Here is a 16,608-nt window from a genome sequence, read left to right as displayed (position 1 = left end):
GAACAGGAGTAAGTTGTTCTAGCTGGAGGATCAGTTGATATTTAATAGGCATTGAATTTAATAGAATTGTATACCCCTTGATTTAAGGAGTCGATGGGGGTTATTTAAGAGGAATTTAGGACTAATTATTTTATAAAAAACAGCTTTTATTTTTTAAAAAAGTTGATGTCTATATCCGAGCTACTATAAAAGGGTTTTTTTTACAGGGTCTTTTGACTATTTATTTTCCTAAACCATTAAAATCATTTCGGTCAAAGTGGCCTACCAACAAAATGATGAAACATACGGTAAGTAGATTTCTAGATAAAAAGCCGATTACTCCTTAGCGTAGGAATAATCGGCTTTTGTTTTAGCGGACTGTGAATCAGCAAAATGTGGTGTTTAACTATTCTATGTATGGATCAAGTATCCAACTTTCTATCAGTAGTTCATTATCATTAATATCTTCATTCAAAATGTAAATAACTTTTTTCACTTGTCATTTTATCGGATGCTAGTTGAAAGGCTTTTTCTTTCTGGTTCGATTTAACATAATACAAAAACAGTTTTTTTTCATAATGTTGTTTTACAAACTGATTACCGTTGGCGATGAGAATGGGAATGGCTGTTTTCTCAATATACTCATATAGCTCCATTTCATTTTGATAGATAGTATGAAGTTGGATTTCAAAATCCATTTGTCTAGGATCTTGATTTTGTTTTGTTAATTTTAATCCTTTTTTTGAAAGATCGATAAGCTCTTCTTCGGGAAGGAGCCTCCCTTTATAGCAGGCAGAAATATACCCATTAAGTGATGTTAGATAATGAGATGTCTTTTCAGTTATTAGTTCCAATGCTTTTTCATACGACTGTTTAGCCTCGGAGTATCGTTTTCTTCTATAATATTCAAATGCTATATTGTGATAGATTTTAGACGCTCTATCAATACAGTTGACTGATTCACAGACTTTCAGCAACTTTTCGTATTGTTGTTTGGTTTCATCCATATCATAAGGTTCCTTGGAATTAAGCTGGACTAAAAGTAGGGTTTCTGTATCAATAATTCTTAAGATATTTAATGTGCTTCTGAAAAATTGTAAAGCCTTTTGTCCATAAAAATAGGAAAAGATAGTTGATTGAATTGAATGGTAGGCTATTGCCAAATGATAATAGTATTCTAAGTTTGAATAATTGTTATCAATTTTTTTTAATGTTTCAATGCAAGACTTGAAATTACCTGTCAGAAACATGTAGATTCCGTCTATGTGATTTAAGAAATTTTGTTCATCAGAATCAAGGTCACTGTACTGATTCCTCATCGTTTCTATGATTTTTTTTGTTTTAGGCTTTTCATTTACAAATAAATAATACCTTGCCAATATTAGATGGTATTGATTTTTAAAGTCAGCTAGAAATCTTAAAGATTCGTTTTCTATTTCTTCTTTAAGTTGATAGATTTCTTTTGAGTCTATCATAATCAATGCGTTCTTCCATTTGAACAGTTTTTCTTGTAGGAAAAAATAGCGAGAGCGTTCAATATTCATTGTTATCCCAAGTTTTTTTGCAAGTAAATCCGTAATTTCATGAGAATACTCCGTAATCCCGCGTTCTATTTTGCTAAGATGTGTGACGGAACAAATTCCTTGAGCAAGTTGGCCTTGAGTTAGCCCTGACTCTTCGCGATAGAATTTTATTAATTTTCCTTCAATCATAATACACCCCAGGTAAACGATTTTCTATTCATTATAGGGAAGTATATCTCTTTAGTCTATGGAATGTGGGTAATAAGAAAAAGCTATCCTCATAGGATAGCTTCTCTTCAACTAAGACACTTGATTTTCTTGCTCCTTTTTCAACTAAAGCACCCGTTAGTTGAAGAAGAAAACTAAACGAACAATTGTTCCAGTAAGCCAATAAACAGGATTGATAATATTAGCCTCAAGTAGCTTGAAATCCTTTACATCAACCGTTTTATCAAAGTTTAGATCACAATCACGGTTGTTCGTTCCCCAATTTTGTTGAAGCAAAATCACGTCATGTTGAGCTACAATAATGGAAATATATTAGAGAACTCCTTTTAAAATCACTTTAATTCACTAATAATTTCCTCAAGCGTTTTTCCATTTGCATTTTCTTTTGGATTTTTGGCAGCCTTTATCGTAGGATTTTCAAGCAGATAATTTTTCTTGATAAATTCCATATCCTTCATATCTACCGTACCGTCGAAGTTGATGTCACTGTTGCGATCGGATGTTTTCCAGTGTTTTTTCAGGTAGACGGCGTCATCAATATCGATCACGTTGTCTTTATTAACATCACCAGCCAAAGCAGATTTGAACAGAAGGTATCGTAGTTCCCCGATAATACCTTCACGGCCGATTGTGAACGTTTTTTCTACTGTAAAGTGGCCTGGTACATCGAACTGGAATGTTAAAGGTTTACGGTCCATAGGTAATCCGTCCACAATGAATTTGGCGTCGTTTATTACTTTGCCCTCAAACGAGTTGCCGTTCTCGTCCTTCACTTTAATTGTCGCTCCTAGTGCAAAATAGTCGACATTAGTAGAACGCAGGATGCCGTAACCATCTCTGTAATAAATAGCTTCACCATCCATACTACCTGTCAGTCTTGAATATTTCGGCCATACTCTTACAGACGGATGTGCAGCAAACGCTGTTGTTTTCGTACCATTCTCATCTGTATAAGTTGGGTTTACTACTGCCATTGCCACATAGTTATCAATGAATGTATCATCTTTTACTTTAGCTTTCACATTTAATAAAGGTAGATTATCCTTTGCAGAAATGGATCCTTCCAAAGCCTTTAGAGTGACTGTTATTCCATTACTTGTTTCTGTTGTTTCCAATGAAACCTTACCTTTAAGTTCTTCAGAAACCTCAATTGCCTCTAGCGCCAAATAATCTTTTTTGAACTGATAATTCCATTTCGCTTCCTTCCAGCTAGTGCTATTGTGTGCTTTTGAAATAAAGTTGATTACTTCACCTGTTTTTGCTTCTTTTTTATCAGCAAGGGTGGAGATGTAGTTCGTCCCTTTTTTGACAAAATAGAATTCCTTTTGAACAGAAGGAAGTCCGGCTCTGTCAATACCGTAAAAACTGATTGGCAGGAACTTCTGAGTGCTTGGGAAGCCTGTGCTGTAATTGAAGTTGCCCATTTCATCAACAGGGTATTGCTGTGCATAAGAACTATTGTTAATGCGATAGTTTAAACCGTTATTGCCTTGCTTTGCTTCCAACCCTAATGCAACCGCTTCTTCAATTTGTTTATCATGTATCTTACCCTTTACTTGAATGGAAGTTAAAGCAGGGTCCATTTCGACGATGCCTACCTCCATCTCTGTTTCGATTGTTGGAGTCTCATTATCAATGATGAAAGGTTTCTCAAAAATTGTTTCTTTATCTTGATCATTTGTAAAAATAAATTTTAACTTATACGAACCTGGCTCAGCAATTTGTGGTTCATAAGAAAGTGGTTTATCTTTATCATTTGTAAACGGAAAGTAGCTTCCGGTGAAATATGCTGGTACAGATTGATTCTCATTGATCCAAGCACCATCAAACTGCCCGACAAATCCCATGTCTTCACCAGTTGCAGCATTTGTTAAGAACATATCAATCGTTTTCATATGAGAACTCAATTTAAAAGACCCATATAAATAAGTAAGGGCTCTTGCTACTCCGTTCTCCTGGATCGTCGTGAAAGTGTTTGTCATATTGATAGAATCGACACCCTCTTTCACTTTTCGGATAGCAAATGGAATTTGATAAGTATCCTCCGTGTTATCTTTATTCGTAAACGTGACATATCCTTCGTATGTGCCGTTTTTCGCTGTTGACGGTATCGTAATCTTAGTGGAGACTGTTTCTTTCCCTCCTGCTTTCACAGTTACGGAAGAAGCCGTTTCCAATACAACACCATTTTCAACAGCACTAAGAGAACCTTTAACAGCTTGATAGTTCACTTTGACTTCATACTGTTGATCCTGACTACTACTATTTTGAATTTCAATTTCTTTCAACTCTTCAATGGCGTTATCTGTCGCAAAAACAGTTCCAAAGTTGAGTGCACCTGTAATTTCCTTAATACTTTTTACTTTTTCGTTTTTAAATAAGGTCACGGTTTCTTCAGCAACCTTGAAGGAAGAGACTGCATGAACGGCTTCAAAAGCATCTACACGTCCTGCTCCAACTTCATATACGCTATCTTTGCTTATGAGAGCATCTGCGGTATTCATTAAGGTGCTTTTTACTTCTCCTGGTGAAAGCTTTGGATTGGCTTGAAGTAATAATGCTGCTATTCCTGCCACGTGCGGCGACGCCATGGAAGTTCCAGAAAACTTATCATATGCAAATTCGTAATTCCCTAAATAATCTTTTCCTCGGTATGAACTTGACACAGTGGACATAATCGTACCGCCTGGAGCAACAACTTCCGGCTTGATATCGTACGTAGTTCGCGCTGGTCCGCGAGAACTGAAGAAAGATAAAGTATCATCGGTGGCTGTATACTTTTCTTTTACTTCATCAAACGTAAAGGAAACTGTTCCTGATTTCAACATATCTCTAAATGCTTTTCCCTGCTCTACGGTTATGATTTGAGTCGGTATAAAATTGGGCTGCTCCGTAAGTCTATCCGATATATAACCGGATCCATATTTTCCATCGATGAATATTGCTTTTGCCCCTTTTTCTTTTGCAATGGCTACTGTTTGGCCAATTGGTAGACCTCCTCCTACTGATACAAGAACGATTTTGTCTTTGACATCAATACTAGCGTAGTCAGCCTCTGTTCCTGAATTTGCATCTACCATTTCAATGGTTTGACCTTTAAGTAATCGTGATTCATTACCAAATCCCGTTGTGCAATAACGAGTTTCAGCTGATCCTTGTTTGTTGGCTGATTTGAAAGTTCCGATAAAACCAGGTAGAGCGATCTCTGTGTTTGTCGATCCTACTGTTATGGCTAATGGAGAAGCGGATGGCGAACCGAGAGTATAGAAGTTTGGCCCAGCATTTCCTGCAGCTAAAACAGCGGTGACGCCTGATAAAACTGCATTATTGATGGCAACGGAAGATGGTGATAATGGACTGTTATAACTATTTCCAAGCGAGAGATTGATGACATCCATCTTATCTTTTATGGATTGCTCGACCCCCGCTACAATATTCTCTTCCGATCCAGTTCCATAAGGACCTAGCACGCGATACACATATAAATCGGCATCTGGCGCTACTCCTTTTGTCGCGAATTTCGCGCTATTTTTCTGCTGACCAGCTATAATCCCGGACACATGCGTTCCATGATCCGTGGAATAGGTACGGCCTTCGTTTACAGGCTTACCTGCTGTTAGCCAATCCTCATATGTCGTTTCCATCGGATCGTTATCATCATTTACAAAATCGTATCCACCTTTGAAAGCATCTTTTAAATCAGGGTGGTTATAGTCGATTCCCGTATCCAATACCCCGATTTTGATACCTTTCCCTGTAAATCCTTCTTTATGGAGCTTGTCCACACCCAAAGTCGCATGTGGTTGACTTCCTGTATATGCAGAAGTTCCAGCTGTTCCTTGTTCAACAGAATCAGTAGGAAGATCTAATTGAATCATTTTGTTTTCCCAAACATTTTTTACGGCTTTAGATTTAAGTAAATTCTTCACTTCTTTAGCCGGCAGAGTCAAAGCAACCCCATTATACACCTGCTTATAAGTAGTCGTGATTTTTCCTTTAATTTTCAAAGCATCTAAGTCATGCTGAAATACCGAATGGTCCTCTTCGACCAATTTCTCGGCGTCCTCTTGAGTTAGCTCTCTACCATTCAATTTTTCAATTAAGACTGCTGATTTAGCAGGCTTGTTCTTAAACTCAATAATCACAGAAATCTCCTGTTCACTTGATAAGTCTGTCTCAGGGGACAACTGGAATCCTGATGTGGTCGTTTGTGTCAAATCTTGAATAGCTCTTCGCTGTTCGGGAGTTAATTGCTTTAATACTTGATCAACTTTGGACTGATTTACAGCGTACACTACAGGTTGTGACTCGGTTGAAGTGTTATTTGTTTCCGCAAAAACTGTGAATGAGGAAAGCATTAAGGATGTTACAGCTGCAGTAGTCATGACTTTAAATGCCTTTAATTTACTCTTGTTCATTTACATCTCTCCTTTTTTTATTTATCTTTCAGTTTTATAATTATTTCACTACAATTATGAGTTAAGGAATTTAATAAAATTATGGAATAATAACTTTACGCATAATGCTTACCCTACTGAGTGAATAATTACAATACAAATTGTACATACAACAAAAAAAACAGTAAATTGGGGGAATATAGCATAGTTCGATAGACTTATATGTAAAAAAATCCATAAAAAAGATTGTTATTTAAAATAGAATTTTAAGTTATTATCAGGAAAATTATTTCTGATTTTGTCGAAATCAAAAATATTAGTGAGAGTATTTTCTCTTAAATTGGGGGAAACAAACATAATAGATAGAATTTTATGAAAATAAAAAACATTAAAATATGTATAAAGAACTAGAAACGTTTATGGTATTTGGTTCATGTATTCATTATGTAGAAAATATAATATTAATGGCCGAATGGTCCTTACATTCCTTGTTCCTGTGCATTTAAAGACCGTCTCTGACGATTTCCTGTTCTTCAACTAAAGCACCCGTTAGTTGAAGAAGGAAAAACCGATGCCTTATTTAAGCATCACACTCAATTAGCTGAACATGATACTATTCTTATCAAAATACTTCTTAATGTCCTCGGTAAATCCGTAATCCTCAATCCATTCATATATTTCATCCTCTAATTTTTGTATCTCTTCATTTTCGTTTTCATTTTCTGAATAAAGGTACATATCATCAAATCGTGCTATTGCTTGAAAAAGGTTGCTTTCCTTATTCATTGCTTCCTTTATTTCATCATCATTATCTCTATGGTTAAATTCTTCATGTAAACGGTTTAACTGAAATGAACCTTTTCGTAGAAAGTACATTGAAATAATCAATTTACGTTTTTCTTCTTCTGTCATTTGATTAAACTTCATGAAATTCACCTCATTATAGTAATACCCAAATTCATATGAATATTCATCACGACGGCTTCCAGTCTTGTTAAACTAAACTGCCCCGTTAGTTGAAGAAGAAAAAGGGTTGCCTAAGCAGCCCGATGTTTTTTACTAAAGCACCCATTAGTATAATAACTTAAAATAATTTCCGCTAAATTAATTGAATGGGAAGAAAAATTGTTCATCATCAGATTTATAGGGCATAAACTTTATCTGCTTGACCACATAATCTTTGCCATCCCAATCGTACTCAAGTTTAAGCAATCCAATTAATCCTCCGGAGAAACTATCTTGATCAATATAAACAGGTACTCTTCCAAACAGTTGTCCATTTTCAACCGAGTAGGTTATCTGCTGAAAGCTGATGTGAAATGGTTCGCGTGGATTCCTGAAATTGTATGTGGAGATGTCACTTACGTACTTCTCACCGTCTACATGAATCGTCACGATATTGCCCTGTTTCTCTAGTGTCACGATCGAGTTAATGGTTGTTTTTGTCTTTTCAATGGACTCGATAAGGGCTTCTTCGTAGGCTCCTCGCTCTTTGATAAAATTCAATACATGGATGTCCTTCCATGGATGCCCTCTGCCAGCCTTATCATTATTAAGAACAATGATTATGTCACCAAAGGAGTCACCATTCATATCCTGGTAAAATAAATCAGGCGGATACTTTCCGTGATACCATTTAGGGAAGCGATACAATGTTTCTTGTGTACTATCGCTCACTTGAATAACAAAGTTCTCATAGTCCATCCAAGTAATTTTATCTGCCATTAAGTAAATATTTTGATACCATATTTCTGAAGGAACACTTTTTAACACTATTCGTTCGCGTTTTTCTTCCGCAATGACTTTCTCAGATTCTTCTGTAGCTTTGCTTGCCATCCATCCAATTGAAGATATTAATACTAAAACGAATAAAACCAACATAATAATTTTTTTTTGGTTCTCATAATTCTAATTACCACCTTATTTATTAACTTAAGGTAGTTTGCCCAGTTCATAAATGTTATACGATGAGCTTAATTGTATCGTAAGTGTAAATGTGATGGTTTCGTGCTAATGACTTAACCACACATTTAATACACTGATCTGACTTTCAACATCAGGTTATTAATTTTTTTCAACTAATCTAGCATCTACTGAGTTATTCAATAGTTAATAAATATTACGGCTAGGTGATGAAGGCAGATAGGATTTTTGTTCAGATAAGCAAACAGCTTAATAATATATCTTCCAAGACTCAGCTTTTTTACTGGGTCTGTTTAAAATTTGCTCATTTTTGATTTTACTTTTCATGATAGTTCAATAAGAAAAGGAGTTGCCAAAGCAACTCCACGATCTTTAACTAAAGCAACCGGTATTTACTTGGTAGATTTTTATATAAAGCCACTGCACTTTATGCAAATCTATTGTATCTACCGTGAGTGTTAGCGCACAGCGTAGGTCTTAATGATTGTCTGCTCGATCTGGCTGCCGTTTACGTCCCATGCCTTGACACGGAGCGACACGTAACCAGATTTTGGGTTTTTCACGGACACCTTGTAGTGGCCATCTTTCTTGGTTGACACTTTCGCGGTGTTCCAGGTGACGCCGTCGTCAGTGGACACTTCGACTTCAACCCCTTTTATGTCTGGGGTATCACCTGATTGAAGGGAGAATGAAAGGTCAAAGTGGTAAGTGTTTCCACCCTTTGTCTTGTTTTCCCCATCCAGTTCAAGGTCATACGTTGGCCACAGTAAGCCAAGGTTTTCCCGTCCACTTGCCGGTCGCTCAGACTTGAACGTCCATGCTGTGTTGGTCTGTGTAGACATTCTGAATCCTGTCGGGTGCGCCGTATCCATGGTGATTCGGTAAGTCGCTGGGTCAGGGCTAACTGACAGCGGGTAAAAGAATGAGAAATAATTACTCGTTGTAAGGAGCTTTCCGTCCTTGTACAACCGAGCCACCGAAGTGTCTTCAGGGTAATCAAAAGCAAAATTGCCCCAGTGCCCCGGTTGGCTGTCGCCCTGTTCAAATATGTTGAGCGTGAATTTGTCTCCTTCACGATATGCCATGGTTATCTCCCTGTCAGCCAGACCATTGGCTGCACCAAGCCATGTCTCTTCGCGCTGTTCACCCGGAAGATAGATACGGTGTATGTCATTCATACTACGTTTCATGCGATTTTCGTCATGGACAGTGTGGTTCCATTTAATATCTTTCAGCATCGGCCACTTGCTGCCGGTTGAATACCACTCTTCCCGGTCTAGCGGTGCGTCGAAATAATAATCCAAGACTTGCAAGGTCACAAACTCACGCGGGCGGATCGACGCCAGCGAATCAACGAGAACCCTGCCTTTTGAACCGCGATAGTGTGCATTCACTACTGCAGAGTTTTCTTTAGTCACCGTGTCGACTGGGTTAGTCGGGATCGCTTCCGGAATAACCATCGCCATGTTATACACATACGGGCTGTTGGCAATACCCTTTAAGTTGATACTAGTAGGTCCATTGGCAATTCGATCGAATAGCACCGCACCTTCGTCTTGTTGAAGGGTCCAGGCCGGAATTGTAATGCCGTCTGTTTTCAAAACGCTAGTCCAGAAAATGCCTGGTCCGTCGTAGACAATAAATACACCCGCAGCACCGGTAGCAGTCACTGCTTTAATCTGGTCAGTAACCGTCGATTCCGTATCACGAGTGATGACTGCCAGTTTGCCACTTAGATTCTTGCCACTGAGGTCATCAGGTCGAGCAAAGCCAAGATCGGCTGCTTCCATTGTCTTATCGCCGTCCAACTTAGGCGTAAACTCGACATGCTCGAGCGGAATCGAATCACCAGTTCCGTCATAGGATGCACGGATCAAAGGAGCGAATCTGCGCTGTTTGAAGCTAAAATCGAACGTGCCGGTCGTCAAAGGCTCAGTTGGTACCACGTATGCGTGATCCCAGTACGGATTATAAAAACCAGTTATTACATCCATTCTAAACTTGTCTTGATCCAGGCGGTACCCTAATTGGTATCCGGTCCCGTCGGACTCCTTAGGAGTAGAGATTTTGACCTCTTTACCCAACTGCGCATCTATCGTGAGGATCTTGTTCTCGCTAAGCTCAACTTCAGGATCACCTGCGAGGGTATGATTCTCTACAATGAATCCAGCTTCATCGTAGGTATCCACGGTACCCATTACCGAGTAACGCCCTTGCGGCACTTCGATGAGCTTAATCCCAGTGTCTCTATTTGGTCTGACTTTATTGTAGGATCCCGTATCAAGGTTAACCACAAAGAATTCTCCACTCGTTGTGTTTCCATTGCGGTCAATCAATTGAAGCGTTAAATCCACTGATGGTACCTTCTTCGTAGCGCCAATGGTCGTGTTTACTGTTTTACCGTCACTTGAAGTAGCCGTAACGACTGCTTTGTAATCACTTACAGTGCCGAGAGAAGGATCAAACGTCACTTCGACCGTACTGCTGCTATTGGCAGGAATTGTTACTTCTGACTGACTTAGTGTAAACATACCATCCGGAGCCGGGGCTCCTTTTTCATTTTTAGATTCCATAGTAAGCGTTAATGTCATTTCACCATCGGATGGATTGACATAATCAAATGTCTTCTCGATCGGCTCACTGGTTGCCTCAGCACTTCCAAGACTGACGACTGCAGGACTGCTATAGATGTTCGCATCCAGAGCTTTCTCAATGCTTACAAGTCCGCCTCCCTGCTGATAGGCCGTATTTTTGGCATTTGGCATAGCCGTTCCAACCAACACCTGCTTGATTCGGTCAGCAGACCAGTCCGGATGCCTTTGTTTAAGAATGGCTGCAGCACCAGCAATATGTGGTGTAGCCATCGACGTACCATTAGCAGCGGTATAATTGTCGTCAACGACAGTACCCATATAGGTTCCTGTTGCACGAGCAGCTACGATTCCTACTCCTGGTGCCATAATTTCTGGTTTGACACGGTAATTGTTGATAACCGGACCACGGCTTGAAAAGGGAGCTAACACGCCGGTTTTGTCTACTGCCCCAACAGTCAATGCTTTTTCGGCTACACCGGGTGATCCTACAGTTTTCTTATCTGATCCATCATTACCTGCAGCCACAACAAATAATGTGTCAGAGGTTTCACTCAAATTGTTAAGCGCTTGACTCACCGGATCAGTACCGTCACTCGGAGTAGGATTACCAAGACTCATACTGACGATATCGGCGCCTTCCTCAACTGCCCAATCCATTGCAGCGATGACTCCTGAATCAGAACCGTAACCACTACTGTCAAGCACCTTTCCAATTAGAAGCTCAGCACCTGGAGCTACTCCCTTTAATTTACCGCCGGAAGCTGCGCCAGATCCCACGATAGTCGAAGCAACATGCGTTCCGTGACCGTGATGATCGATAGAATCAGGGTCGTCTGTGAAGTTCTTCGCTTCTAAGATGGTTCCTTTAACATCAGGATGATTCGAATCAATCCCAGTGTCTAAGACAGCCACTTTCACGCCTTTGCCATCATATCCAGCCTCCCATGCTATCGGGGCCCCGATCTGCGAAACACTCTGTTCTAGCGTCACTTGTACCATTTTGTCGAGCCATATCTTCTCTATACCACCAGCAAGTACCGGCTCGGTCGCTTCGAAGTCGCTGTCGCTGTCGTCGTCGATTGCTTCCCAGAACGTCTCAGCCTCCGATTTGTTCACCTTAAACGCAATACCGTTGGCACTCTCTAATACCTTGTCCTTTTTAGAACCTGCCGGAGCAGTCTTTTCTAACGCTTTGCCCACTTTGGCCGGTGTGCCCGCGTAAGTCGCGATCACCGGTATTTCGCCGTTAGCGTCGTCGTATCCGTACTCTATCAACTTGGTAATGTTGAACAGGTCGCGGTCAAGCTCATCCGCATCGATGTACGGCTGAGCCTTAGCCGGGATGACATAGTGATCGTCACCTATCCGAATCTGATTTATTTCCGTTGGTTCGCCATCGAGTGACGGTTCGACTGTCACTGTCTGTAACCCGTCAGCATAACTGTCAATCATCAAAACTTCGCCCGTGATAAGGGTAACAGTGTGCGAGTCGACAACCATGTTGTTCTGCAGTTGCTTGGACGCCTGGTTAGCCGGCGTTTTGGCGGTGGTGGCATCATAAGCAAATGAATGAACAGTACTTGTTGCCAAAAGTAATGCAGATACCAATCCTGCGGTCATTACATTAACAATTTTTTTGTTTCTCCTCTTCCCCATTAAATCTCTCCTCTTCCTTACTAAGATTAATATATTTGTAAAAATGTGATGGTTTCGTGCTAATGACTTAACTTCACATTTAATACATGGATCTGACTTTCAACATCTAAATTTTTTCAACTAATCTAGCGTCTACTGAGTTTATTCAATAGTTATTAAATATACGGAATTATCAATCAATTAACTTCATCATCCCACATTCCTACTTTTCTGTATATGATAATTTTCCCTAAAAATCCATTTGTTTGAAAAAATGCTCAATATTGAATTGGTTGACTAAATCCTAACAAGAAATTAAAATTGCCTTCATTTTATTTCAGGAAATTCTTTTTCACTTTGGGTGACGCTGTAATGTTTTAATTTTCATGGGAGTTCAATAAGAAAAGGAGTTGCCAAAGCAACTCCACAATCTTAGAAACCGGTATTTACTTGGTAGCTTTTTAGCACTGCACTTTATGCAAATCTATTGTATCTACCGCGAGTGTTAACGCACAGCGTAGGTCTTAATTATAGTCTGTTCGATCTGGCTACCATTTGCGTCCCATGCCTTGATGCGAAGCGAAACGTAACCTGATGCTGGGTTTTTCACCCACACTTTGTAGTGCCCATCTTTTCGGTTATCCACTTTTGTTTTGCTCCATGTGTTGCCGTCGTCCGTAGATACTTCGACCTCTACCCCTTGAATGTCTGGAGTAGCACCTGATTGAGTGACGAATGACAGGTCAAAGTGGTCGGTAATGCCGCCCTTTGCCTGGTTCTCATTATCTAGGCCAATGTTATATCTCGGCCACAGTAGCGCAAGGTTTTCTTGCCCATCTGTTGGTCGCTGGGACTTGAATGTCCAAGCTGTGCTGGTCGTTGTAGACAGAGAGAACCCGAACCATTCTGGGTGCGATGTGTCCGCTGTGATCTTATAAGTTGCCGGTTCAGTGCTGACAGGGTACTTTCTTTGGTAAGTAGTGTCCGGTCCCTTAGCGAGAAGTTTCCCGTCTTGATACAACCCCCAAGTGGACAAGTCTTTCCCATTTGCAAACCAGCTCCAGTGCCCCGGCTCGCTATCACCGTTATCATTAGTGATGTTAAGGTTTAAGATATCTCCCTCGCGATACGCCAAGGTATTCTCCGGTCCAGTTGGAGCGTTCACCGCGCCCATCCAAGTCTCTTCTTTCTTGTCGCCCGGCGAGTAGATGCGAAGTGTGTCCTTCATGTTACGTGTAATATCAGTAACGTCCGGATAGTACTGATGGAGCCATCTCATACTATTCGAATCCGTCTTGTTGCCTGTGGAGTACCACTCTTCCCGGTCCGGTGTTTTTTCCTCGAATTTATCAAGGAATGCAAAGAAGCCACCTTCGTCCTTACGTAATGCCACGGCCCAGTCGCCAGACTTCAACCAGCCATTTGGCCTGCGGTAGTGGGCCTTCACTACGGCAGAGTTTTCTTCTGTCACCGCGTCGACAGGGTTATCCGGAATTTCACCATTAATCAACGTCGCATAATTGTACACGTACGGACTGTTGGCGATTCCATGCAGTTTGATCCAGGTAGGACCATTGGCGATTCTGTTGAAGAGCACTTCTCCGTCGCTTTGGCCAAGAGTATAGGCCGGGATGACGACGTTGTCAATTATATATACACCTAGATTGAACCTCTCCCCGTTGTTATTGACGACGATCACTCCTGCGGCGCCAGCACCCATCACTGCTTTTATTTGGTCTCTCGGATTCTGTTTCGAATCGCGGGTGATGACCGCTAGCTTTCCATGGATGTCTATGCCACTGAGATCCGCTGGCAGTGCCACGCCGACGTTGACCGCTTGGAGTGTCTTATCGCCGTCCAACTTAGGCGCAAAGAACACTGGCACAAGCGGAATCGACTCGTTCATATTGTCATCATAGGTTGCCTTGATTTCAGGGGCGTAGTTGCGCGAATGGAAGTTGAACTCGAACAAACCAACATTATTTGGCGCCTTGACTGGCAACACGTAGGCGTGAGTTTCGCCAATAAAATTCCTCATGTAGTCAACTCCGAAGTGGTTTATGTCCATCCGCTCGCGGACTCCGAATTTCCAACCGTGCTTTTCGGACTCCTTAGGCGTTGTAACTTTGATCTCCTTGGCTAATCGGGCATCAAACGTGATTTCTTGATTCTCCTTACTCTTTAGCTCTATCATAGGCACTGAGGCTAGGGTATAGTTCTGAGCTATTCCGGCCTTGTCATTTGTGTTTAGTGTACTAATTACCGCGTAACGTCCCGGCTGCAAGGATAATGTGGTCTTCCCGCTGCTATTAGGATATACCTGTTTACCAACCCCCGTGTCATGGTTAAACCACACCATATCGCCTCCAGCCGGTTTTCCGTTGCGATCGATCTCATTAATAACTAAATCAACTAATGGTTCTGTTTTTGTTCCACCAATAGTCGTGTTAATGATTTTACCGTCACTTGAAGTAGCTTTTACCACTGCTTGATAATCGGCAATAGTGCCAAGCGATGTATCAAATGTTACCTTCATCTCACTGTTGCCATGTGCTGGGACAGTGACCACTGACTTGCTGAGTGTGAACATTCCAGCCGGTGCCGCTGTTTGATTCTCATTCTTGGCTGTCATGACGAGATTCAATGTCATATCACTGTCGGTTGGGTTGACATAATTATATGTCTTTTCTATTGGTTTAGTATCAACAAACCCGGCTCCCATACTGACAACTGCAGGACTGCTATACACGTTAGCCTCTAAGGCTTTCGTGATATCTACACGTCCGCCACCTTGTTGATTAGCTGAGTAGCGGGTATTTGCTACTGCAGTACCAGTTAATACCTGCTTAATATGGTCTCCTGACCAATCAGGGTGTCTTTGTTTCAGAATGGCTGCAGCACCGGAAACATGTGGTGTAGCCATTGATGTACCATTGGCACTAGTGTAGTAGTTATCAACGGCCGTACCCATAGTGGTTCCTGCTGCACGAGCAGCTACGATTGCTACTCCTGGTGCCGTAATCTCAGGTTTAGCTCTGAAATTATTGATAACAGGACCGCGACTTGAGAAATTAGCCAAAAATTCGTTTGCGCTTTTGTCAACTGCCCCAACGGTCAATGCTTTTTCGGCTGCCCCTGGTGCTGCAATGGTTCTCTTATCTGGACCCACATTACCTGCAGCAATAACAAATAGTGTGTTGCTTGTATCACTCAAATTGTTGACCGCTTGACTCAGTGGATCTGTTCCGTCGCTTGGTTCTTCCGAACCAAGGCTCATACTGACAACATCGGCCTTTTCCTGAACTGCCCATTGCATTGCTTCGATGATACTGGATGTAGAACCTGTTCCTGCGTTGCTAAGCACCTTCCCAATTAGAAGTTTTGCACCTGGAGCTACGCCCTTATATTTACCTCCAGAAGCTGCGCCTGATCCCGCGACAGTCGAAGCAACATGCGTACCGTGCCCGTGGTGATCTACATAATCTTCACCTGGTACGAAACTCTTCGCTTCAGCGATAGCATTTTTAACATCAGCATGATTCGGATCGATCCCAGTATCTAAGATAGCCACTTTCACGCCTGTGCCATCATACCCTGCTGCCCATGCTGTAGGTGCTCCAATTTGTGGAACACTCTTGTCCAACATCACTTGCACCGGTTTGTCAAGCCACAACTTGTTTATGCCATCGGCAAGTTTCGGTGCGGTCGCAGCTTTGGCGCTGTCATCGTCTACCGCTTCCCAGAACTTCGCCGCCATCGACTTGCTCGCCTTTAGCGCAACACCATTAGTGCTATCTAATACCTTGTCCTTTTTTGAACCTGCCGGAGCAGCCTGTTCTAACGCTTCGTCCGTATGACTTTCTGTGCCTGAGTAAGTCGCGATCAACGGGATATCGGAGACGTGAGCGTCGTCGTAGCCATACTCGACCAACTTGGTGATATTAAACAACTCGCGGTCAAGCTCATCTGCTGCTAGGTACGGTTGTGCCTTATCCGGGATGAGGTAGAAATCGTCTCCCAAACTCAACGTGGTTACACCCACTTCGGTTCCATCAGGGTTTGGAGCAAGCGTTGCTGATTGCAAGCCATCGGCGTTTTTTTCCAGCATCACAACTTCGCCCGTGATAAGGGTAACAGTGTGCGAGTCGACAACTTTGTTGTTCTGCAGTTGCTTGAACGCCTGGGTCACCGGCGTTTTGGCGGTGGTGGCATCATAAGCAAATGAATGAACAGTACTTGTTGACAAAAGTACTGCAGATACCAATCCTACGGTCATTACATTAACAATTTTTTTGTTTCTCCTCTTCTTCATTAAATTCCCCCCTTTTC

The 16,608-nt window shown here is 41.4% G+C and carries 6 protein-coding genes; all 6 read right to left on the bottom strand.

The genetic code is table 11. The annotated features are described in order from the left end of the window. Positions 1 to 446: 446 nt before the first annotated feature. The 6 genes from AC1DSK_RS07205 to AC1DSK_RS07180 all read right to left on the bottom strand — a co-directional run bounded on the left by AC1DSK_RS07205 (position 447) and on the right by AC1DSK_RS07180 (position 16,591). A complete protein-coding gene (locus tag AC1DSK_RS07205) occupies positions 447 to 1,691 on the bottom strand; it encodes a helix-turn-helix domain-containing protein (protein WP_477548695.1) in 1,245 nt (414 codons plus the stop codon). A 371-nt stretch (positions 1,692 to 2,062) separates the two neighbouring features. Continuing rightward, entirely contained in the window at positions 2,063 to 6,148 is a 4,086-nt protein-coding gene (locus tag AC1DSK_RS07200; protein WP_477548694.1) for a S8 family serine peptidase, read from the bottom strand. Positions 6,149 to 6,724: 576 nt separating this feature from the next. Next, positions 6,725 to 7,054 (bottom strand): hypothetical protein, encoded by a 330-nt coding sequence (locus tag AC1DSK_RS07195; protein ID WP_477548564.1) that lies wholly within the window; start codon positions 7,052 to 7,054, stop codon positions 6,725 to 6,727. Between the two features lie 177 nt (positions 7,055 to 7,231). Further along, positions 7,232 to 7,963 (bottom strand): hypothetical protein, encoded by a 732-nt coding sequence (locus AC1DSK_RS07190; protein WP_477598133.1) that lies wholly within the window; start codon positions 7,961 to 7,963, stop codon positions 7,232 to 7,234. 545 nt (positions 7,964 to 8,508) lie between these two features. Further along, the gene (locus AC1DSK_RS07185; RefSeq protein WP_477548562.1) at positions 8,509 to 12,300 is read right to left on the bottom strand and encodes a S8 family serine peptidase; all 3,792 of its coding nucleotides are present in this window, start codon (positions 12,298 to 12,300) and stop codon (positions 8,509 to 8,511) included. Positions 12,301 to 12,784: 484 nt separating this feature from the next. Then, positions 12,785 to 16,591: a S8 family serine peptidase gene (locus AC1DSK_RS07180; protein ID WP_477548561.1), complete on the bottom strand. Its 3,807-nt coding sequence runs from the start codon at positions 16,589 to 16,591 to the stop codon at positions 12,785 to 12,787. Between the last annotated feature and the right edge of the window lie 17 nt (positions 16,592 to 16,608).

This window comes from Paenisporosarcina sp. P4_B8 (genome assembly GCF_056402175.1).
This window is presented reverse-complemented; position numbering and strand designations above follow the sequence as displayed.

What these genes read in the sequence shown, in the direction of transcription:
- AC1DSK_RS07205 (WP_477548695.1), bottom strand. Translation starts at nt 1,691, where the DNA reads ATGATTGAAGGAAAATTAATAAAATTCTATCGCGAAGAGTCAGGGCTA.
- AC1DSK_RS07200 (WP_477548694.1), bottom strand. Translation starts at nt 6,148, where the DNA reads ATGAACAAGAGTAAATTAAAGGCATTTAAAGTCATGACTACTGCAGCT.
- AC1DSK_RS07195 (WP_477548564.1), bottom strand. Translation starts at nt 7,054, where the DNA reads ATGAAGTTTAATCAAATGACAGAAGAAGAAAAACGTAAATTGATTATT.
- AC1DSK_RS07190 (WP_477598133.1), bottom strand. Translation starts at nt 7,963, where the DNA reads ATGGCAAGCAAAGCTACAGAAGAATCTGAGAAAGTCATTGCGGAAGAA.
- AC1DSK_RS07185 (WP_477548562.1), bottom strand. Translation starts at nt 12,300, where the DNA reads ATGGGGAAGAGGAGAAACAAAAAAATTGTTAATGTAATGACCGCAGGA.
- AC1DSK_RS07180 (WP_477548561.1), bottom strand. Translation starts at nt 16,591, where the DNA reads ATGAAGAAGAGGAGAAACAAAAAAATTGTTAATGTAATGACCGTAGGA.